The organism is [Muricauda] lutisoli (nom. illeg.) (assembly GCF_017313105.1).
Lineage (GTDB): Bacteria > Bacteroidota > Bacteroidia > Flavobacteriales > Flavobacteriaceae > Flagellimonas > Flagellimonas lutisoli.
Genome location: NZ_JAFLND010000002.1, coordinates 679554 through 701260, shown reverse-complemented (window position 1 = coordinate 701260; position 21707 = coordinate 679554). Strand labels below are relative to the sequence as shown.

General features: G+C 42.3%; 22 protein-coding genes and 1 pseudogene. 4 read left to right on the top strand and 19 right to left on the bottom strand.

What is annotated here, in order from left to right; all coding sequences use genetic code 11:
* Positions 1-26: 26 nt before the first annotated feature.
* On the top strand, positions 27-1145 hold the full coding sequence (locus J0X13_RS10455) for a histidine kinase (RefSeq protein WP_207071359.1): 1119 nt from the start codon (positions 27-29) through the stop codon (positions 1143-1145).
* 24 nt (positions 1146-1169) lie between these two features.
* Here J0X13_RS10455 and J0X13_RS10450 read toward each other — a convergent pair whose 3' ends face one another.
* Positions 1170-1901 carry a lysophospholipid acyltransferase family protein gene (locus J0X13_RS10450; protein WP_207071358.1) on the bottom strand — a complete coding sequence of 244 codons (732 nt, stop codon included), beginning with the start codon at positions 1899-1901 and terminating at the stop codon, positions 1170-1172.
* Between the two features lie 113 nt (positions 1902-2014).
* Here J0X13_RS10450 and trpS point away from each other — a divergent pair, with 113 nt between their 5' ends.
* Positions 2015-2983 (top strand): tryptophan--tRNA ligase, encoded by a 969-nt coding sequence (gene trpS, locus J0X13_RS10445; RefSeq protein WP_207071357.1) that lies wholly within the window; start codon positions 2015-2017, stop codon positions 2981-2983.
* A 254-nt stretch (positions 2984-3237) separates the two neighbouring features.
* On the opposite strand, the gene dprA is transcribed toward trpS, so the two are convergent.
* The gene (dprA, locus tag J0X13_RS10440; RefSeq protein ID WP_207071356.1) at positions 3238-4344 is read right to left on the bottom strand and encodes a DNA-processing protein DprA; all 1107 of its coding nucleotides are present in this window, start codon (positions 4342-4344) and stop codon (positions 3238-3240) included.
* Positions 4345-4449: 105 nt separating this feature from the next.
* Between dprA and J0X13_RS10435 the strand changes: the two genes are divergently transcribed.
* Both J0X13_RS10435 and J0X13_RS10430 read left to right on the top strand, forming a co-directional pair.
* Positions 4450-5394: an HU domain-containing protein gene (locus J0X13_RS10435; RefSeq protein ID WP_207071355.1), complete on the top strand. Its 945-nt coding sequence runs from the start codon at positions 4450-4452 to the stop codon at positions 5392-5394.
* Positions 5395-5452: 58 nt separating this feature from the next.
* Positions 5453-5965 (top strand): acyl-CoA thioesterase, encoded by a 513-nt coding sequence (locus J0X13_RS10430; protein ID WP_207071354.1) that lies wholly within the window; start codon positions 5453-5455, stop codon positions 5963-5965.
* A gap of 2 nt (positions 5966-5967) precedes the next feature.
* Here the strand turns inward: J0X13_RS10430 and J0X13_RS10425 are convergent, their stop codons facing one another.
* The 17 genes and pseudogenes from J0X13_RS10425 to porW form a co-directional block, all read right to left on the bottom strand.
* The gene (locus J0X13_RS10425; protein WP_207071353.1) at positions 5968-6804 is read right to left on the bottom strand and encodes an aldo/keto reductase; all 837 of its coding nucleotides are present in this window, start codon (positions 6802-6804) and stop codon (positions 5968-5970) included.
* A 5-nt stretch (positions 6805-6809) separates the two neighbouring features.
* Complete coding sequence (locus J0X13_RS10420; protein ID WP_207071352.1) at positions 6810-8036, bottom strand: murein hydrolase activator EnvC family protein; 1227 nt, start codon at positions 8034-8036, stop codon at positions 6810-6812.
* Position 8037: 1 nt separating this feature from the next.
* Positions 8038-8817: a lipoprotein insertase outer membrane protein LolB1 gene (gene lolB1, locus J0X13_RS10415; RefSeq protein ID WP_207071351.1), complete on the bottom strand. Its 780-nt coding sequence runs from the start codon at positions 8815-8817 to the stop codon at positions 8038-8040.
* On the bottom strand, positions 8817-9734 hold the full coding sequence (locus J0X13_RS10410) for a tetratricopeptide repeat protein (RefSeq protein ID WP_207071350.1): 918 nt from the start codon (positions 9732-9734) through the stop codon (positions 8817-8819). The genes lolB1 and J0X13_RS10410 overlap by 1 nt, the downstream gene beginning before the upstream one ends.
* 44 nt (positions 9735-9778) lie before the next feature.
* On the bottom strand, positions 9779-10795 hold the full coding sequence (locus J0X13_RS10405; RefSeq protein ID WP_207071349.1) for a sugar phosphate nucleotidyltransferase: 1017 nt from the start codon (positions 10793-10795) through the stop codon (positions 9779-9781).
* A 79-nt stretch (positions 10796-10874) separates the two neighbouring features.
* Positions 10875-11309, bottom strand: a complete 435-nt coding sequence (gene dut / locus J0X13_RS10400) for a dUTP diphosphatase (RefSeq protein ID WP_207071348.1) — start codon at positions 11307-11309, stop codon at positions 10875-10877.
* Positions 11299-12768 carry a lipopolysaccharide biosynthesis protein gene (locus tag J0X13_RS10395; RefSeq protein WP_207071347.1) on the bottom strand — a complete coding sequence of 490 codons (1470 nt, stop codon included), beginning with the start codon at positions 12766-12768 and terminating at the stop codon, positions 11299-11301. The genes dut and J0X13_RS10395 overlap by 11 nt, the downstream gene beginning before the upstream one ends.
* 191 nt (positions 12769-12959) lie before the next feature.
* Positions 12960-13820, bottom strand: a complete 861-nt coding sequence (atpG, locus tag J0X13_RS10390) for an ATP synthase F1 subunit gamma (protein WP_207071465.1) — start codon at positions 13818-13820, stop codon at positions 12960-12962.
* A gap of 99 nt (positions 13821-13919) precedes the next feature.
* Positions 13920-15500: a F0F1 ATP synthase subunit alpha gene (gene atpA / locus J0X13_RS10385; RefSeq protein WP_207071346.1), complete on the bottom strand. Its 1581-nt coding sequence runs from the start codon at positions 15498-15500 to the stop codon at positions 13920-13922.
* A gap of 2 nt (positions 15501-15502) precedes the next feature.
* The gene (gene atpH / locus J0X13_RS10380) at positions 15503-16042 is read right to left on the bottom strand and encodes an ATP synthase F1 subunit delta (protein ID WP_207071345.1); all 540 of its coding nucleotides are present in this window, start codon (positions 16040-16042) and stop codon (positions 15503-15505) included.
* A gap of 6 nt (positions 16043-16048) precedes the next feature.
* The gene (locus J0X13_RS10375) at positions 16049-16549 is read right to left on the bottom strand and encodes a F0F1 ATP synthase subunit B (protein ID WP_207071344.1); all 501 of its coding nucleotides are present in this window, start codon (positions 16547-16549) and stop codon (positions 16049-16051) included.
* A 95-nt stretch (positions 16550-16644) separates the two neighbouring features.
* The gene (gene atpE, locus J0X13_RS10370; RefSeq protein ID WP_053970734.1) at positions 16645-16836 is read right to left on the bottom strand and encodes an ATP synthase F0 subunit C; all 192 of its coding nucleotides are present in this window, start codon (positions 16834-16836) and stop codon (positions 16645-16647) included.
* A gap of 31 nt (positions 16837-16867) precedes the next feature.
* Positions 16868-18007, bottom strand: a complete 1140-nt coding sequence (gene atpB, locus J0X13_RS10365) for a F0F1 ATP synthase subunit A (RefSeq protein ID WP_207071343.1) — start codon at positions 18005-18007, stop codon at positions 16868-16870.
* Positions 18008-18125: 118 nt separating this feature from the next.
* Positions 18126-18515: a hypothetical protein gene (locus J0X13_RS10360; protein ID WP_207071342.1), complete on the bottom strand. Its 390-nt coding sequence runs from the start codon at positions 18513-18515 to the stop codon at positions 18126-18128.
* Entirely contained in the window at positions 18512-18742 is a 231-nt protein-coding gene (locus J0X13_RS10355; RefSeq protein ID WP_207071341.1) for an AtpZ/AtpI family protein, read from the bottom strand. The genes J0X13_RS10360 and J0X13_RS10355 overlap by 4 nt, the downstream gene beginning before the upstream one ends.
* Positions 18720-19139, bottom strand: coding sequence for a bactofilin family protein (locus J0X13_RS10350; RefSeq protein ID WP_207028769.1), 420 nt, complete (start codon positions 19137-19139; stop codon positions 18720-18722). The genes J0X13_RS10355 and J0X13_RS10350 overlap by 23 nt, the downstream gene beginning before the upstream one ends.
* Positions 19140-19145: 6 nt before the next feature.
* Positions 19146-21691 (bottom strand): annotated as a pseudogene (gene porW / locus J0X13_RS10345) (type IX secretion system periplasmic lipoprotein PorW/SprE).
* Between the last annotated feature and the right edge of the window lie 16 nt (positions 21692-21707).

Sequence of the window (21707 nt, the reverse complement as noted above, 5' to 3'; positions counted from 1 at the left end):
TTCTCATATACTTTTCCAAATCACTTATGGGAAAGGAAAACGAAGAAGACATTCTATGGGATGTTGCAAAGAACTGTATTTCCAAATTAGAGTTTGTAGATTGTGCTATCTACCTGGTGGACGAAAATGAAAACTTGCTGGTGCAAAAAGCTGCTTACCATGCAAAAAGCCCAAAAGACGGAACACTTTATAATCCTGCGAAAATAGCTGTTGGCGAAGGGATTACAGGAAGCGTGGCAAAAACGGGGAAACCGGAGTTGATCCCCGACACATCCGCAGATTCACGCTATATCGTTGATGATAACAACAGGCTCTCGGAAATTTGTGTCCCCATCGCTTATGAGGATATCCTTTATGGCGTAATTGATTGTGAACATCCCGTAAAAAGCTTCTTTTCCGAACGGCATCTAAAAATGCTTTCCGCAATAGCTTCCATCTGTGCGATAAAAATTAAAAGCGTTAGGGCAAACAAAAGACTTTTGGAAAAGCGAAGGAAGCTCATACAAGTACGGGAGGAAATGTTGGAGCTTAAGTTAAAAACACTCAATTCACAATTAAATCCCCATTTTGTTTTTAACTCCCTAAATGCCATACAGTATTTTATAACAACCCAGAACACCAAATTGGCCCTGGACTACTTTTCCACATTCAGTAGGCTTGTTCGGTTTTATTTGAAGCAGCTTGGCAAGGATACGGCCTCGCTATATGGAGAAATCGATATGTTGCATTGGTACCTTAAACTCCAAAAATTGAGGTACGAAGATTCGTTCGATTACACCATATCCATCGAAAAGGAGGGCAATATGGAGTCTGAAGAAGCAGTAATACCCGCATTTGTAATACTTACGCTCTTTGAGAATATGGTCGAGCAATCCGTTATAAACGGTGTTACCGACCAACATTTCAAAATTGGTGTAAAAGCCTTGAAAAATATTGTAAGGATAGAAGTACACTATCATTGCAAAGGCTTAGGGTCCGAAAATCTGGAAAACCGTTGGTACAGGGAAAATATCATGAAATGGAAAGACCAAATTGAACTGATAAATGCCGTTAAAGGCTATGGCATTTCACATAAAACCACCAGTTCTTTTGATAATGGTATACATCGAAAACATAAAGTTATACAGCTTCCGAATATTGTTTGAATAAAGCCTTGAATATAAGACTGTTCAGGTTAGTCCTTCAAGAATGGTTTCCCTCACCTCTTCCCTTAGTGTTGAGGTGTCCTCCGCGCTCAAAATACCTGTTTCAAAAAACTGATGGACCTTGACTCTAATAGGGCCCGGCCCCCCACTGTAAAAGGTGAATGAAAACCTTTTCTTATTATCATAAAAAGTCATGGGCACCACTGGTATTTTATGGGCAATGGCCATTTTAAAGGCCCCATCCTTGAACTTGTCCAAAACCACATCTTCTTCAGGAACTCCCCCCTCAGGAAAAATGCATATGCTCAAACCTTGATCTAATCTCCTTTGGGCCCTGCGGTAAACGGCTGTTCTGCTCCGAACACTATCCCGATCCACCATGATACAGACCCTTTTATAGAAAAAACCAAAAATGGGAATGTTCACCAATTCCTTTTTACCAACAAAAACAAAGGGGTTTCTGCTAACATGAAGCATCAACATAATATCCAACATACTGGTGTGATTGGCAACCAACATGTAACTCTTTTTTTTAATCATCCTTTGTTGACGTATAACTCTAGGAAAGCAGCCCATGCCGTATAAAATGGGACGGGCCCATAAATTCCGGGCCAACCAAAAAAATTGAGGATAGGTCCTCTCCGAAAGGGTAAACACAAGCAAAAACGGAAAAAACAGGAAAATGGGAACGGTAACCAAAATGTAGAACCAGACCCTATACAACAAATGCCCTGCATTTTTGATTACTCGAAGCATCTGTCAAAAGTAAAGCATTTCAGGATTTTACTTTAAAAACAACCGATTTTTTAAGGAACATGTCACTTTTTTTATAAGTAACGGATGCTTACTTTTACGGGCAAAAATTAAGAATGGCTCGAATTCTGACAGGAATACAAAGTACAGGAACACCACACTTAGGTAATATTTTGGGGGCAATTGCACCAGCCATTGAAATGGCGGAAGACCCCAAAAACGATTCCTTTCTCTTTATTGCCGATATGCACTCGCTCACCCAAATTAAAAATGGGGAACTGCTACGGAACAACACCTATGCCATTGCAGCCGCTTGGCTGGCATTTGGCCTTGATATTGAAAAGACCGTTTTTTACAGACAGAGCGATATTCCACAAACCGCTGAGTTGGCCTGGTATCTGAGCTGTTTTTTTCCCTATCAGAGATTAACGTTGGCCCACTCTTTTAAAGACAAAGCCGATCGGTTGGAAGATGTAAACGCAGGCCTGTTCACCTACCCTATGTTGATGGCAGCCGATATTTTGCTGTACGATGCGGATATTGTTCCCGTAGGTAAAGATCAGTTGCAACATTTGGAAATGACACGCGATGTGGCCTCACGTTTTCACAACCAAATGGGCGAAACTTTTGTAATGCCCGAAGCAAAGGTACACGAACAAACCATGTACGTGCCTGGAACCGATGGCGAAAAAATGAGTAAAAGCCGGGACAACCTTATCAATTTGTTCCAACCGGACAAAAAGTTACGAAAGCAGATAATGGGCATTGTTACGGATAGTACACCAATGGAAGACCCCAAGGACCCAAGCAAGGATAATGTATTTGCTTTGTACAAATTATTGGCTTCCCCTGAGCAGATAGAGGAAATGAGTGCCAATTATCTAGCTGGGAACTATGGTTACGGTCATGCCAAACAGGCATTGTACGAACTTATTTTGGAGAGGTTTGAAGAACCACGGGAAAAGTTTGAATACTATATGAACCACAAAAACGAAGTGGACGAAGCGCTGGCCTTTGGTGCAGAAAAGGCCCGTAAAGTCGCCGATGAAGTGTTGGCAAGAGTTCGCGAAAAGTTGGGTTACTAAATTGCCCTTCCTTTCATTCTGAAGACGAGTGAAACAGAGGATGAAGAATCTCTTACTGATTTTATATTTTGTTCTGAATACTTCGCCTTGCTCAGTATGACAAAGCCTTCTGTCTTCTGAAAAGAAAACCCGATTTTTTGACATAAAACCCTCCAAATCCCAGATTTCTAGTGACAACTTCTCGTTGAACTACACCCAAAAACAGAGTGACTGTTCTGTTTTGAGCTACTTTGCTCCACTCTGTATGACAATAACTACACCGCCTCAAACATTTTACCGGGCAATGGTCGGATCACACCCTTCATTTCCATGCCCAACAAAGTGGAAGAAACTTTAAAAATGGGCAGGTTGCACTCCAAGGCCACGGTGTCCAGCAGTTGTTTTCCGTTCAACTGCAAGTAGGAGTAGATTGACTGTTCTGTTTCATCCAACTCGACAAACAGCTGTTTCTGTACTGTTTTTTCTTTTTTTTCCTCCTCAATTTCCCATCCCAAAAGGTAAATCAGTTCAGCCGCAGAGGTCAATAAATGCGCCTTTTGATATTTTATGAGGTCATTACAGCCCTTGCTCCACTTATCGGTTGCTCTACCTGGAACAGCAAACACTTCGCGATGGTATCCATGAGCAATATCAGCTGTGACCAAACTGCCCCCTTTTTCGGCGGACTCAATTACAATGGTGGCTTCGCTTATGCCAGCTATGATACGGTTACGTTTTAGAAAGTTCTCACGGTTGGGTCGGCTATTGCTCCAAAATTCGGTCATAAAACCTCCGTTTCCCTCAATCTTGGATTGGTATTTTGCGTGAATCTTCGGATAAATCTGATTGAGCCCGTGCGCCATACAAGCAATGGTCTGCAATCCATGCTCCATCGCCGCTTTTTGAACAGCAATATCCACCCCATAGGCCAAACCACTTACAATAATGGGGTTCAACGGCGCCAATTCCTCAACAAATTGTCGGCAAAACGAAGTTCCATAGTTGGTCACGTTCCTAGTCCCGACCACGCTGATGGTTTTTTGATGCTTTAAGTTGATGTTTCCCCGTTGAAACAACAAAATGGGACTATCCACACAATGCTTCAAACGTGCAGGGTAATCATCATCCATAAAATAAGAGATGGTGATGTCTTCCTTGGACAGAAACTCGAGCTCCTTTAGGGCATCTTTCAAATGTATCGTATCAAAAAGACCCTTCAAGGTCATCTTTCCAATACCGTCAATTTTTAAAAGGTGGTGCGGTTTATCCTCGAAAATGGCCGATGGACTTCCGCAGTGGGCAATTAATTTTTTTGCCGTAACATCCCCGATATTGGGAATATTTTGCAACCGTAGGGCCGCAATAATTTCAGGTTCAGTCATTTGATTTGGGCGTCAAAGTTGTTCACAAAATACAGATTTTCAAATGTTAATAAAAAGTTATCCAGCATATTTTGTGCTTTCCCTTTTTTTACAATATTTGTGGCTATGCGGATTGATTCGTACATAGAAAAATTGTTGTTTGATTACAATTGTGTTGTGATCCCTGGTTTTGGTGCCTTTTTGGCACACGGTAAATCCGCAGAAATAGATTTGGCGACCAACACTTTGGTGCCACCAAGTAAAACCATTTCCTTTAATGCCCAACTTTCCAAAAATGATGGTTTGTTGGTGTCCCATATTTCCAAAGAAAAGAATTTTGGATATGAAGATATACTTCAGGAAGTGGAGCATATCGCGCAAGATTGGAATCATCGACTTGCTCAAGGAGAAAGCATTGAGCTTTTCGGTATTGGTAAATTGTGGCATAACAGTGAACAACGCATTCAGTTCCAGCCAGAGGAGAAAATCAACTTTCTGACCTCTTCCTTTGGGCTTTCCACATTTGCTGCCACCCCTATTCAGCGAGAAGTCATTAAAGAGGAAGTAGAGGAATTGGAAGAACGCATTCCATTCATCATAACTCCGGAAAAAAGGGAACAAACTTCCTTTAGACCTTGGTTAAAGTATGCTGCCGTAATTTTATTGGCGGTTTCGTTGGGTGTGACTTCTTATCGCACCTATGGTGACCTTCAACAAAAAGAAGTGGCCGCACAACAGGATGCGCAACAAGAAGTGTCCCGTTTGATCCAGGAAGCTACGTTCTTTGAAAGTGCTCCATTGGAACTTCCCGCTATCAACATAAAAGTGACCAAAAAACAATTGGGCAAGCACCATATTATTGCTGGGGCCTTTCGCGAAGAGCAGAATGCAGACAAGAAAGTCAACCAACTCAAAGAAAAGGGATACAACGCTTTTTACTTGGGCATGAACAAATATGGACTCCATCAAGTGGCCTATGATAGTTTTGAAGACCCAAAAGAGGCGCTTGTCTTTTTAAGAAAGGTAAAAGCCGAAGACTCCAGAGATGCCTGGATGCTTTCTGAGAAATAATCCCGCTTTCCTTTAATACCATTCCACACTTCAATATCTTTGCGCAAAATTTTAAGGTATGCGCGCTAAAACTCCCAATGAATCCCGCACGGTAATGACCGATTTGGTACTGCCGAGTGAAACCAATCCCCTGAACAATCTTTTTGGCGGGGAACTCTTGGCCCGAATGGACCGAGCTGCCAGTATCTCGGCCCGTAGGCACAGCCGACGGATTACAGTGACCGCTTCGGTGAACCACGTAGCTTTTAACCGTGCTGTTCCGCTGGGTAGCGTAGTAACGGTCGAAGCATCAGTTTCCAGGGCGTTTAAAACTTCCATGGAGATTTTTCTGGATGTTTGGATCGAGGATCGTTTTACAGGTGAGCGTACGAAGGCCAATGAGGCCATTTATACTTTTGTTGCGGTTGACGATACCGGAAAACCCACCGAAGTACCGCCGTTGGAGCCTGAAACCGACTTGGAGAAAGAACGTTATGCCGCTGCTCTTCGTAGAAAGCAGTTGAGTTTGGTACTTGCTGGTAAAATGAAACCAGCAGATGCCACGGAACTCAAAGCGCTCTTTACCTCTTAAGTTTAGAAATCAAAATTATCCGGGTCGGGGCCAAAACGTTTGCCTCTATCCAATCCGTCCAACAATTGCACATCATCTTCTGATAGTTCAAAATCGAAAAGATCGGAATTGGCGATAATACGTTCTTTTTTGGACGATTTTGGAATAGTGACCACGCCTTTTTGAAGATCCCATCGCAACACGATCTGAGCAATCGTCTTGTTGTATTTGGAGGCTAGATCCTTCATGATATCTAGGTCAAAGATATTCCCCTGCATCAATGGGGACCATGCCTCATATTGAATGCCTTTGGAGTTACAGAAATCAATCAGATCCTGTTGTACCAAATATGGGTGGAACTCCATTTGGTTTACCATGGGCACAATCTCTGCAGAGGTCAGCAAATCTTCCAAGTGATGCTGTAAAAAATTGCTCACCCCAATGGCTCGGACCCTTTTTTCCTTGTACAATTTTTCAAGGGCTTTCCAAGTTTCCTTCGAAATTTCGCCTTTGGGCCAATGCACTAGGTATAAATCAAGGTAATCTGTACCCAATCGCTCCAAACTGGCGTCAAATGCTCTTAGGGTGCTATCGTAGCCTTGATCCGTGTTCCAAACCTTGCTCACCAAGAACATATCGTTTCTATCCACATTGCTTTCGCGAATTCCTTGACCAACACCCTCTTCGTTATCATAAACGGAAGCAGTATCAATATGTCTATAGCCATGGTTCAATGCTTCTTTTACAGCGTTGATTACTTCACTTCCATCCTTGGAAAGGTAAACTCCCAATCCAAAATAGGGCATCTGGACCCCATTGTGCAATTCAAAGGAGCCTTGTAAATCGGTAATTTTCTTCATGGTAATTAAAGTTGATAGATCCAATCTTCAGGGTTCAAGCGATTGGAGTCCTTATAAAGATAGAACTTCAATTTGGTAGTACCATCCAACCGATTGGTATTTATTTCTCCCAATATCTCTTTGGCGGCCACTTTATCCCCTTTTTTTACGTACAGATCGGAAAGGTTATAGTACGTGCTTATGTAGTTTCCGTGTTTTATTTGTACCCCTTTGTTCCCCCCGGGAACCGAAAGTATGGCGATGACTTCGCCTTCAAAGATGGCTCTGGCCTTGCTGCCCGCATCCGTAGTAATGGTGACCCCATTGTTTCGGTGCTTTATGCCAGGGTACAATTTATCCGCATAAACCCCGTATCCCTGACTTTTGATCCCCTTTTCCACCGGCCAAATCAATCTTCCTTTGTTCGATGAGAAATTATCTGCAAGCAATTTGGCTTCGGGTGTAAGAGCAAAGGTTGCACTACTGGAAGAATTACCCGAACCCCGATTGGAACTTGCGATAGCGCTTTTAATCATTCTTTCTATCTCACGATCAATTTTACGGGCCTCCCTCTGCTTTTCGGCAATGGCAGCTGTGTATTTGGCCTCATTTTGTTTTATGCTTGTTAAAAGGCTTCTTTGTGATTCGATTTCTTTGGAAAGTTCTTCTTTGGCCTTTTGATTTTCAGCGATCAGTTGCTCCTTTTCCTTACGCTGTCGGACTAAATCCTGATTCAGGGTCTTGAGCTCTTCTGTTTTTTGGACAATCCCTTCTCCCTGCTTTTTACGATGCTTTGCATATTGCTGCATATACTGCAACCTTTTATAAGCCTGATAGAAGTTTTCGGCAGAAAGTAAAAACATCAGCCGGTTACTTTGGGATTTGTTCTGATAGGTTTTTTGAATCAGTTCCGCGTAATCCTCCTTTAGGATTTTTAAATCTTCTCGAAGCTTACTAATATTCCTGATGTTGACATTGATTTGTCTGTTGAGCAAATTGGATTGTTGATTGGTGACTCGAATCAATTCTTGGCGAACATTTATTTTGTTGTCCAAGGCTTCCATTTGGTCCAAAACGGTTCCCTTTTCCTTACGTTCGGCAAAGAGCAATCTGTTGATTTCCTTGATTTCTTCCTGGAGCCGTTCCCTTTTGGCCTCGAGCACCTTTTGCTCACTTGTTTGGGCATAAGCTCCTACTAAAGTGAATAGTGTAAATATCAGATAATAAATACAATATGAAAATCTACCTTTCATATTACTTTAATGTAATTTTATCGTATCCCTTTGGTACTTTGTAAGGAAAATTCATGGGTTTATTGAGTTCCAAGTTACGAAAACTTAAATCGATGGTGGTTAAATCCCCTGCCTCCTCGGCAATGATCTTTACCTCATCAGGAAGTATATTTCCAGAAATATCTTGATAGGTATATTTTGCCATTAGTTGTCTGGCGTTGTCAGGCTGGGAGATTTCCTGAGCTGCTATCTTAAAGTTTTTGGGCTCCAATTGAAACAAAATCTTAAAGAGCTCTCTGGCCTTTCTTGGCTTTAATTGATAATTGCCCTTATATACTTCCGAGTTGAATTTTTCTTTTCTTAAATCCAACACGGCATTGCCCAAAAGCAGATTCTGTACTTTTTCAAAATCCAATTCGGTTCCAAGCAAGTCGCTCAAATAACTAAAGTCGCCGTCAAAATATTCATTTTGAAGTTTGTTGTAGAAAGATACCTTGTTCGGCGTAATATGGGCTTTGACCACGCCCAAGGGAGCGCTCATCCAAATAACCTTGTCCTTCTCCATGCGCAGACTTACGTTTACCCCTTGTGAATCGTCGCCGTTGGCATAATCAATCTTAACCCGCCCTCTCAAGGTTTTAAATTGGGGCTGGTTGGAGTAATGCGCACTTATGATGTTCTTTGCAGACAGTCTTGAATTGACCTCTCCTCCCGTAATCGACTTGGTACTTTTACAAGCCCCAAGGGTGAAAAGCAACACCAGGGTCGCTGCAATTTTGGATATGTTTTTATGTAGGTTCATTATAATCCTGAATTGATCTTATTCAAATATTCGTTTGCCTTTTGGGTATTTCCAATTTTGGTATACCCTTCGGAAAGTTGCTTGTAGATTTTATTCTTCAATCCTTCGTCATCCAACAGATAGTCAAGGCCGCTTTCCAAAACCTCAATCCCTTTATTTGGGTTTCCTGTATTGTTCAACGCCGTACCAAAAGCATAATAAAAATACGGTTGCAAGGGATAGGAATCCAACGCTTCTTGGGAATCGTTCAACAACTTTTTAAAATCCGACACGGCGATTAATTGCTCCATTTGATTTTTCAATTGGGCCACAGGATCATCCAAATTTTCTTCCTTTTGAACAATTGGGGTTGTTTTCGGATCCTTATCTTTTTGAAGGGAATCTCTTATCTTACGGTTTAAGTCGGATTTCAACTGCGAGTTCTCCAAATCATCCAACACTTTTGAAGCATCCCCGTACTTTTTCATTTTAAAAAGTGAAACCGCCATATTCTGCTGCAGTTTATTGTTGTCGTAAGGTATTCGTTGTTTAATACTCTCTATTGGACTTCCTTGCTTGTCCAAAATGGTCAATAGATTGTCCAAATACCAATAATCCTCTGGTTCCGACACTAGCGCTTCAATTGCATAGTCCTGTGCCTGTACATATTTCTTGTCCAACATATAGGCTTTGGCCAGTTCGTAATCCACCACACTATTGTTGGGTTCCAATTGCTTGCATTTCAAGAAGAGGTCAACTGCCCTGTCGTAGTTCTGGATACCTTTTTGCTTTAGCCCTTCAAAGAAGTTTTCTTGAAACTCATCGGTATATTCTTCGAGGTAGACATCGGCACTTTCCTGTTCTTCTTGGGCATAGGTATCGTAATGCATCACCATTGATGCTCCTAAAACCATCCAAACAAGAAGTTTCTTTTTCATATTAACGTCCTAAGTCCCCATCAAACTAAAAATGTACTTTAAAGTTATTCCAAAACGGAATAATCTCCAATACTAATGGTCTCAAAATTACCATTATAAACCACATGGTTGCCGATCATTGCATTGTCCAAGTTGGCATTGCTGATTTTACTGTTACTCTGGATAAGACTGTTTTTTACCGTTGAGTTCTCTAAAACAGTATTGGCCCCAACGGAAACATAAGGTCCGACCGTAGTGTTCTTGAGCACTACATTTTCACCGATAAAACAGGGTTCAACTATATTGGCGTTTTCTTGTTTAACCGATTCGGCGATCATTTGTTCTCCTTCTTTATCCAAAAAGCTCAACATACGCTGATTGGTCTCCACGGTCACATTCTTATTGCCACAGTCCATCCATTCATCCACTTTACCTGGAACAAATTTCATGCCCTTTTGCATCATGCGTTTAATACCATCGTTGATTTGGTATTCACCACCATGCTTGATATCGTTATCCAATACGTGCTGTAGCTCATTTTTGAGCACTCCTACGTCCTTAAAATAATAAATACCGATTACGGCCAAATCTGAAACATACTCCTGTGGCTTTTCGACCAGCTCAACGATTTCACTGTCACCATTCAACTGAACTACTCCATAGGCTTCTGGGCGCTCCACCTGCTTGACCCAAATAACGCTGTCCGCCGATTTGTCCAAATCAAAGTCGGCGCGTATCAGTGTATCGGCATAAGCGATAACTGCTGGCCCACTCAAGGACTGTTTCGCGCTCATAATAGCGTGTCCTGTACCCAGTGGTTCGTCTTGTCTGTAAATAGATCCTTTGGCTCCCAATTCATCGGCCAGCTCCATTAAACTTTCCACTACATCATCCCCAAAAAAAGCCGGGTCTCCGAGAATAAAAGCAACTTCGTCAATAGGTTCTCCCAACACTTTGGCGATATCGCTTACCAATCGGTGTACGATTGGCTTCCCCGCAACGGGTATCAATGGTTTTGGAACTGTTAATGTGTGGGGCCTTAAACGGGATCCTCTGCCCGCCATTGGTACTATTATTTTCATATAAATGCCCGCTGAGGCGGGTATCTTTTAATGGTTATACTTTCATTTCTAGAGATTCTTGCCTTCGCAAGAATATATTTTATTTGGTGCCGGTACTTCCAAATCCGCCTTCTCCCCTATCGGTTTCCGTAAGGGTTTCCACTTCTTCCCATTCGGCACGCTCGTGCTTCGCTATCACCATTTGGGCGATGCGCTCACCATTTTCTATGGTAAAATCCTCGTTGGAAAGATTAACGAGAATTACCCCGACGTTTCCACGGTAATCAGCATCGATGGTGCCAGGTGCATTGAGCACCGTAATCCCCTTTTTGGCCGCTAATCCACTTCGCGGTCTTACCTGTGCCTCATAACCTACGGGAAGTTCCATAAATAGCCCGGTGGGGACGATTGCTCTTTCCAAAGGCTTTAATGTAATCGGTGATTCCAAATCCGCCCTTAAATCCATCCCGGCCGAGGCAAGGGTTTCATAATGCGGTAGCTTATGGCCTGATTTATTGATGATCTTAATCTTCACGCTTTATAAATATGCTTTTTAGTTTATCTCCTTCCATTTTATACACTAACCCCAAAAATACTAAAAGTAGTATGCTGCCTATTATTAAATTTCTATTAAAAACGTAGAACGACAGTGCTGAAAACAGGAGTGATATGGATAGATAGAACACAATCTTTCTCATATTATAGGGAACTGGATAATACTTTTTCCCATAGTGATAGGACAACAGCATCATACTGCCGTAGGCCGCCAAGGTGGCCAATGCTGATGCCATATATCCAATCTTTGGGATCAGGCTTATGTTTATGACCAGTGTGATAATGGCTCCTACCGACGAAATATAGGCTCCAAACCTGGTTCGGTCCGTTACCTTGTACCAGACGGAAAGGTTGTGGTAAATACCCAAACAAAAACTTGCCAAAAGAATGATGGGAACCACTTCGAGAGCTTCCCAATACACGGGGTTGTGCAATAGTAACTTGCCCAAAACATCTATAAATACAATAACGCCCAATAAGATGATGCTGCCTAGAATTACAAAGTAATTGGTAATCTGCGCGTACGTTTTCTGGGGCTTTTCACTTTTGGCATGACTAAAGAAGAAGGGTTCCACTCCCATACGGAAGGCAGTTCCGAACAATGTCATGAACAAGGCCAGTTTATAGCATGCGCCATATTTCCCCACTTCGCTCTCAGCGATATCGGACGGAAGTAATTCGGTGAGCAGAATCTTATCCAATACCTCATTGATGGTAAAAGCGATTCCGGCAACAAGAATCGGTCCTGCGTATTTCAGCATCTGTTTCCAGATATCTAAATCGAATTTGTAGGAAGCCTTGATGTAGGTGGGAATTAAAATCAGCAATGTTACTCCGCTAGCAATAACATTCGATATCAAAACATAATGTATTTCCCAATTGGGCCTGTACATAGACGCAAGAAAACCCGTATCGCCATCTTGGGCCATCTTGGGCAGCACAAGAAGAAAAAACACATTAAATGCCAAGTTTATAGCCACATTAACCGTCTTTAGCACGGCATACCGCATAGGTTTCTCATTGGCCCTGAGCAGTGCAAACGGTATGATGACCACGGCATCCAAGACCAAAATATAGGTAGTGAACTTAAGGTAATCCGGGTTGATGTTGGTTACTCCAGACAACCACTCCCTAAGGGAAAGTGCAAGAATCAGAAACAATAAAGAGGACCCCAATAAGGATATAAGCGATGTGGAAATTACCTTGGCCTTGTCCTCACTTTTATGGTAGAAACGAAAGAAAGCAGTTTCCATACCATAAGCCAAAAACACATTAAAAATTGCAATCCAAGCGTATATGTTGGTGTACTGTCCATACCCCGAAGCATTCACGAATACCGAGGTATACAACGGCAACAAGAAAAAAGAAATGACCCTCGGCATTACCGTGGCCAAACCGTAGATAAACGTTTGTTTAAAAAGCCTCTTTAGCGGGTTCAATAGGTGTTGCTTCTTTAAAAACCTTGATTAGGTGGCTACAAGTTACGCAAAAGCCATTAGTACCTAAACCTTATTGTACTAAGAAAAACAAAAAGGCCACCGATTCGGTGGCCTTTTAATATTATAAAAATATAGAATCTTAATTGTTCAATGCTTCAGCTATTGAATATTTAGCCTCACTTTGGTTCGGCTTAATTGTTCAACGCCTCTGCTCCGCCAACAATTTCGAGGATTTCGTTGGTAATCGCTGCCTGACGGGCTTTGTTGTAAGTCAAAGTCAATTCTTCCTTGAGTTCAGCAGCATTGTCCGTTGCTTTGTGCATCGCTGTCATACGAGCTCCGTGCTCACTGGCAAAGGAATCCCTAATGGCCTTGAACAACTGTGTCTTCAAAGATTTAGGTATCAATTCTTTTACAATTTCAGCTTTGGATGGCTCAAAAATGTAATCGGCTGCGATGGCTTCATCTCCTTCTGCTCCAACGATGGGCAAGAATTGTTCCGTCATCACAATCTGTGTAGCGGCATTCTTGAACTTGTTGTAGACCAACTCAATTTTATCGTAATCTCCTTTGGTGAACAAACGCATCAAAAGCTCGGCAATCTCGGAAACGTGCTCAAAGGTCAGGTCATCGTAAACCTTGCTTTGGTCACCCAAAATGGTATGCTTCTTTCTAAGGATGTCATTTCCTTTCTTACCAATAGTGTAAAAATCAACTTGTTTACCTGGATAAGTGTTGGACACCAAATTATTGCTCTGCTTAATGATGTTGGAGTTGAATCCGCCGCAAAGACCTCTGTTTGAAGTAATGGCAACCACCAAAACTTTGTTTACGGGCCTTTTGTCTGCGTACTCGCTGCCACCGTCACCTTCCAGACTAGCGCTAAGCCCTTGCAAGAGCTCGGTCAGCTTATCGGAATAGGGACGCATAGCTGTAATAGCATCCTGAGCCTTTTTCAACTTTGCAGCAGAAACCATTTTCATGGCACTTGTAATCTGCATCGTTGATGAGATGGATGATATCCTGTTACGTATTTCCTTTAGATTCGCCATATTCTTCTTTGTCATTCCACACTGGGTGCGGAATCTTTTTGGTTATGGATTCCTGTGTGCCCTTCAACAATGCTCAGGGAACAGCAGGAATGACAATTGTTATGCTTTATACTTACTTGAAAGATCTTTGCAAACAGCCGTCAATGTCTCAGTAACCTCGTCGGTTAGTTTACCCGCTTTAAGGGTATCCAAAACATCTCTATGTTTGGCGTTCAAGAACTCCAAGTAATCTTTTTCGAATTCCTTTACCTTGTTCACCGGAACATCACGCAACAAGTTTTTAGAACCTGCAAAAATGATGGCTACCTGATCTTCCACGGTAAACGGATCGTTCTGACCTTGTTTCAAGATCTCCACGTTTCTACGTCCTTTTTCAATTACATTTAAGGTCGCAGCATCCAAATCAGAGCCAAACTTGGCAAAAGCTTCCAGTTCACGGAACTGTGCTTGGTCCAATTTCAAAGTACCTGCTACTTTTTTCATGGACTTGATTTGTGCTGACCCACCCACACGAGATACGGAGATACCTACGTTAATCGCAGGACGCACCCCTTGGTTGAACAAGTCTTGCTCCAAGAATATCTGACCATCGGTAATGGAAATTACGTTGGTCGGGATATATGCGGATACGTCACCCGCCTGTGTTTCAATAATTGGAAGTGCAGTCAAAGAACCACCACCCTTTACCATTGGTTTCAATGATTCTGGCAGGTCGTTCATCGTCTTGGCGATATCATCATCAGCAATAACCTTAGCAGCACGCTCCAACAATCTTGAGTGCAAGAAGAAAACGTCACCAGGGTATGCTTCACGTCCTGGAGGTCTTCTCAAAAGCAAGGAAACCTCACGGTAAGCAACGGCTTGTTTTGATAAATCATCGTAGATAATCAAAGCCGGACGCCCAGTATCCCTAAAGAACTCACCGATAGCTGCACCAGCAAATGGAGCATAAACCTGCATCGGAGCAGGATCGGAAGCGTTAGCGGCAACAATGGTCGTATAGGCCAATGCACCTCTTTCTTCCAAAGTCTTGGCGATAGCGGCAACCGTAGATGCTTTTTGACCTATGGCCACATAGATACAATAAACTGGTTCGCCGGCATCGTAAAATTCTTTTTGGTTAAGGATAGTATCGATACAAACGGTGGTCTTACCTGTTTGCTTATCACCGATCACCAACTCCCTTTGTCCACGACCAACTGGAATCATGGCGTCAATTGCCTTGATACCTGTTTGCATTGGTTCGTCAACAGGTTGTCTAAAAATTACACCAGGAGCTTTACGTTCCAAAGGCATTTCATAGGTTTCCCCAGAAATAGGTCCTTTACCATCGATTGGTTTACCCAAGGTGTCCACCACACGGCCAACAATTCCTTCACCAACGTTGATGGAAGCAATACGCTCGGTCCTCTTAACAGTTGCGCCTTCCACAATTTCTTTGGATGGGCCCAACAATACAACACCTACGTTGTCTTCCTCTAGGTTAAGAACGATACCTTGCATACCGCCCTCGAACTCTACCAACTCCCCGTACTGGGCATTGGAAAGTCCATATACACGGGCAATACCATCACCTACTTGTAATACGGTACCCACTTCATCCAAAGAAGCGGACGCTTCGTAACCTGATAACTGTTTTTTCAAAATTGCTGATACCTCAGCGGCTTTTACTCCTGCCATTTTTATAGACTATTTGTAAATTCTCTTTTTAATCCGTTCAATTTGTTTGCGATGCTAGCATCGTATTGGGTATCTCCTACCCGTAGCACAAATCCTCCGATGATACTCTCATCGATTTTATTCTCAAGGGTAACCTTATTTCCGGTTGCCTTGGTGACCGTTTCCAAAATTTTCTTCTCCAAATCGGAAGTCAATGGAACGGCAGTTGTTACATAAGCTACTTCCTCACCCTTCAATTTTTCATGAAGAATGATGTATTTGTAGGCCACTTCCTGTAACATCGCTATTCTTTTGTTGCTGATCAAGGTTTGAAGAAGACCTTTTGTGATTTCGTTGGCACCTTTGAAGATTTCCAACAAACTGTTCTTCTTCACCTCTGATTTTATGACCGGGCTCTCCAACATATTTTGAAGCTCCGGGTTTTCGGAAATGGTCGCAGCTATCTCTCGCATGTCCTTTTCAACGGCATCGGCCGCTTTCTTTTCGACTGCGAAATCCAATGTTGCTTTTGCGTAGCGTATGGCTGCCCTGTTTTGGTTCATGTTCCCTTAGTTCAGTTTAATATCGCCCAACATGTCCTCGACCAACTTTTGTTGTTTGCCTTTATCGGACAATTCCTCTTTGATCACCTTTTCGGCAATCTCTATAGATAGATTGGCCACTTGTGCCTTAATATCGGCAACAGCGGCGTTCTTTTCGCTCTCAATGGTTGCTTGGGCCTGCTTGATCATTTTATCACCTTCCACCTGAGCCTGTTCTTTGGCCTCGGAGATAATGCTTTCCTTGATTTCCCTAGCTTCTTTCAACAAAGCGTCTCTTTCCACTTTGGCCTCTCTCAACAACTTTTCACTGTCTGCAGTAACATTCTGCATTTCTTTCTTTGCGGCTTCTGCAGCCTCAAGCGCATCTTTAATGCCCTCTTCCCTTTTTTCAACTGCACCAAGAATGGGTTTCCATGCATATTTGCGCAACAAGAACAAAAGAGCCACAAAAAGCAACAACTGCCAGAAAAACAACCCGAAGGAAAACTGCTCGATTAACTTTTCCATTTATCTTATCCTATTAATTCTTTTAAACTATATCATTTAAATCAATGAAGGGCCATAGCCAACCGCTATGGCCTTCATCAATACTGTTACGGTTATTAAGCTGCAAAAAGAGCCGCGAAACCGATACCTTCAATAAGGGCTGCTGCAATCAACATTGCTGTTTGGATCTTACCAGAAGCTTCAGGTTGACGAGCAATGGCTTCCATTGCCTGTCCGCCGATTCTACCGATACCCAATCCTGCTCCGATTACGATCAAACCAGCACCTACGATGTTTGGAATTGTCATGATATATGAATTTAAATATTAAACGTTCTAATTAATGATGATCTTCTTCTACCGCCATACCAAAATATAGGGCGGACAACATGGTAAAAATATATGCCTGCAATGCGGCCACTAACAATTCCAATAAAGAAAGCGCAAATGCCAACAAGAAGGACAATGGGCTTCCTATCCAATTCTTAAAAATGAACATGAGCCCGATAATACTCATCAATACTACGTGACCCGCAGTAATGTTGGCGTATAAACGAATCATCAACGAAAATGGCTTGATGAAAGTTCCCAACAATTCGATGGGCGCCAATATAATTTTCATAGGAACCGGCACACCTGGCATCCAAAAGATGTGCTTCCAGTAGTTTTTGTTCCCCGTAAATGTTGTAATAAGGTATGTGATCATTGCCAAGGCAAAAGTAACGGCAATGTTATTGGTTACGTTGACACCGAGCGGCGTTAAACCCAACAGGTTGATGACCCACACAAAAAAGAATACGGTCAATAAGTAACTCATATACTTTTTGTACTTGTGCTCACCAATGTTAGGTATGGCGATCTCGTCACGAACAAAAAGAACCAAAGGCTCCAAGAACCTTCCCAAACCTCTAGGCATTGTACTCTTCTGATATCTTTTTGCCATGGAGCGGAACACCAAAAACATTAAAAGTGCAACGGCAATAATAAAAACAACGTTTTTGGTTATAGAAAAATCCAAAGGTTTTTTGTTGGTCGGATGGGCGTCTTCTACAACTAAGTTTTCACCGAAAGCATCTTCCGTATGTTGTTCATCACCATGATGATCACCAAAATTAATGGTACCCTCGGCATCTGTCTTGTATATTTTGTTGTGATAAAGCGTATAGTAATTACCATCCACTTCGGCAACACCTTCTCCATGCTCCAATTGGGAAGAAGAGAAAATCTTTAAGCCATTATCCCAAAGAATAACAGGGAGTGGGAATCCGATATACTTGTGCTCACCCTCATCTGTAGTGTAAGAATACAGGTTGAAATCATGCGAATCCAAAAGGTGATGGTCAATGTATTCCTTGATCTGGGTCTTTAAATCGTGGGCACCGGTTTCAACTTCTTCTCCCTCATGGTTTTGGGCCGATACAAATCCCGCAATCAAAAAAATTACGGCAACTAGTTTTTTACTGAAAAAAGAATATCGCATATGATCCAACTATGGGTCCTCAAAAATTGGTGCAAAAATACATTCCCCATTCAAAAGAAAAAAGCTTTTTTGAGTATTATTTTTTTCTTTGATTTTTTCCAGTGATTTCCATCCTTTGTTACACAGTATTAAGCAGTTTCACCAAAAAGAAGGTTTCCAGTACCAGGGCAAATCCGTATGGTACAAAAAACACAAGGAACTCCAAGCGCTCCAAGGAACCATCTTGATTAAAGCCTGGGTAAAGAAAAATGAAGAAAAGCAAAAACTTTAAAAGACTCCCTCCCAAAAAAAAGAAACCCAATAAATCACGGTATTTGTTCCTAAAAAGATAAATGGCAAAAAAAACGATAAGGGCCATGATGGCATTCAGTATATAACTCTTTACCACCTGCAGCGAGGAAAGGTCATGCCCGTTGTTTTCCAAAATCCGGGATTGGGCCAAAAACAACATCAATAATCCCACCGTTAAAAACGAGGCAAAAAAAATGGGGTAAGACCTAAATTTCAATCGTTGATTTTTTTCAGTTGTTGAATCACCAAATATATGGAAATCGCAACGGCCAATATGGTGCATATGGGCAAGAACACTTTCTCGGTCTCAAAATACCCGTCGAGCCATTTACCGCCCCAAACCCCCAAATAAATAACTACGCCCATTTGAATGGCGGAACCAGACAAACGGGCGGCTGTATTAATTGCTTTGTTGTACTTTTTAGGAGGCTTTTGCTGGCTCATCTTTCTTAGTGGACTGCATTTTTGCGGTGGACGTAGCACCTTTGCCCATGGTACAGGCAGCATTGAAAGTCGCCCCTGGCTCCACGGCCAATTTGGCCACACTAACGGTACCCTCGATAGTTGCGGACGATTTTAGGGAAAGTAGGTCCTTGACCATCAATTCTCCATTAAACCTTCCTTCGATGTCAGCATTCACACATTCTACCTTTCCGTTGATGTAGCCATCCTTTCCTATGACAACTTTACCGGAGGTGGTCACATTTCCTTCTAATTTACCGTCTATCCTAAAGTCGGCTTCCGAGGTAATGTCTCCTTTTATCTTCGTGTTCTTTTCAATTCTGTTGGGCTGTCCGCCAAATTCATTCATAGGCCGGGGTTTTTTGTTGTCAGAAAACATTGTGTTCTAGGGTTTTGGGGTTAAAATTGCGCTTTGTATGATTCTAAATTCTTATGGACCTGTATGATTTTGTAATTATCCGATAAAACTACAAAATTCTCATCTTTAATAAGGTAGTCCCTATTGTTTTTTATAAGCTCCGCAAAGCCAAGGGCAAAGTCCTTGGAAGGAAAACCGTGCACAACCACAAATTCATCCTCTAGGTTATATATGTCCTTGGAAACCAAATTATCGTAATGCAGTTCCTTAATCACTTCCTTCAAACGCATCTCGAGTTTAGCAGCAGCAGCATCGTTTCGGATTTTGAAAGGAAACACCACCTTCCAGTTCTTTGTGCCAGTAGACCCAGTTTCGGGAGAAAACTCCTTGGTTTCCAATTTAGGCAGCTGTTCCTCGACCATTTGTTCCGCTTTCTTTCCTTCGGGATTGTTTGGATAGGTCAACGCCACATAGTTCAGGGCTTCCTTAAAAGGTTCAAATCCTTGCAACCGACCAATGGCATTGGCTTTCAACATCTCGAACTTAGGAACAATGGGGTCTCCAGTAAACTTGTTGATGTACTCTTCTGATTGCGTGATTACCTTTAAAAACTCTTGCTTGCGGTATTGTTTGAACAATGCAGCATACCTGGCATCGGGACTATCGGTATTTCCGTCCAGTACGGCTTGCGGATTCAATAAAATTTCGGCGTAGCGGGTATCGGGGTGATTGGTAATGATATTCTGTTTCATGTTCAGCGCCAAAGGGCTTCCCATTTCCTCATAAATCTTGTACAAATTGTATTTTGATGGAAGGATGAGCCGCTCTTCAGGGTTGGAGGAAAGTACGCGCTCCAATTTTGCTGCCGCCAACATATTGTCCTTGAACTTCTCCTTGTAAATCAATCCCAATTGATAATTGGCAAAATTACGTTCGCCCTTTAAACTATCAATATCGGCCACATCGGTAGGAATCTGTTCCAAATAATAGTCAACTGAATATTTTTGATCTTCGGTCAACACCTCATCGTTAGCTGCAATTTCCTCCCCTGTGGCCTCAGAGACCAAAGTTTTGGACTTGTTGCTCCAACGCCAATCATCCTCCAACGTTCTTGTGCCCCATCTGGTTCTAAAACCGTTTCTTCCTTGTCCTAGACTTGTAATGTTGTAAAAATAGAATTTGCCTTGGTTTTCCTTTCCTCCTTTACTGCTGGCAAAAGTGGCAAAGCCGGCATTGGTACGTTCCAATTGTTTCTCTGCCTCCGCTTCTTCTTTACGCTTCATCTCGGCGATGTAATCCTCAAAATAGGCCCTACGCTCTGTAACGGGCATTTGGTACAGCGTGATCACACTATCGGCGTGCTGGACGATATCCTCGTATTTGATGACATCCTCGAGGTTGTCTAGTTTCTTTTTGATATCTCGATGCTTTCTGGTGTTCTCGTTCAGATTGGTCAAAGTGCTATCGTAGTAGGAACCAGCAATTCTATATTCATCCTCATCAAAATAATAATCCGCCAAACTCTGATAGTTCAAGGCGAACAATTTGCGTTCGCCCTGTGTCGCCTGAATCGATTTGTTGAAATAGGCCAAGGCCAAACTATCTTCCTCGTAGGCCATGTGATATTGTGCTACCTGCCGATAGATTTTGTCCAAGAAGGGCCTATTTTCCCTGTTCTCTTCCAAATCGGTAAGATATTCCAACATTTCCTCCCTGTTCCCCTCGGTAAGTTCGGTGTTCTGGATTTTTTTTAGATGCGCATTGATCATGTACACCCTTGGTGATTTGCGGTTAAGGTCGATGACCTTATTGTAGGCATAGTTGGCACTATCCTTATGGCCCAATTGATCGTACAACTGACCAATAACGAACAAATATCTTCCCTTTTCGGGGTTGTTTTTGGTATAAGCCTGGGATATTTTAAGCTTTTGAATGGCGGTATCGAGGACATTGAGGTTGATGTAGCATTGGGCCAAAACCGCATTGGCATCGGCATATTCCTGATCTTTTAATGCTTCGTACTTGAACAGGCGCTTCAGGTTCTTGATGGCCACCTCAGGATTGTCCAACCGCATATTGGTTTTTTCCCTCCAAATAGTAGCTTCGTTCAACTTGTCGCTCTTGCTGTACTTTCTTAAAATGTAATTGAAGGATTCCAAAGCTGGGATGTAGCGTTGGTCGAAATAGCGGGACTTCCCGAGCAAGAGAAACGCTTCATCTATTTGAGGGTTCCGTTCCTCGTCCTTAATGTCCATACTGTGCTTTTGGATGGCCTTGGTGGCTTTTTCCTCAGCAATAAGAAAATTGGGGTTGTTGTCCTCGGAGTCGAGTTTTACCTCATCGGTGACCTTTAGTCGCTCAACGGGAAGGATTTCCCAATAATCATCACGATAATTGGCATTGATTTCTTCCAATCCTTTTTCAAAAGCGAGATTACCATTGTACAAGGTGTTGTACTCGGTATTGAGTGCGTGCCAATTTCGGTTGATGAACTTGTCCTTTTGGGTAGAACATGCGTTGAATACAAGTCCTCCCAAAACCATGGCGCCTAAAAATTTGTGATGAAGCTTCAAAATTATCGATAATCTT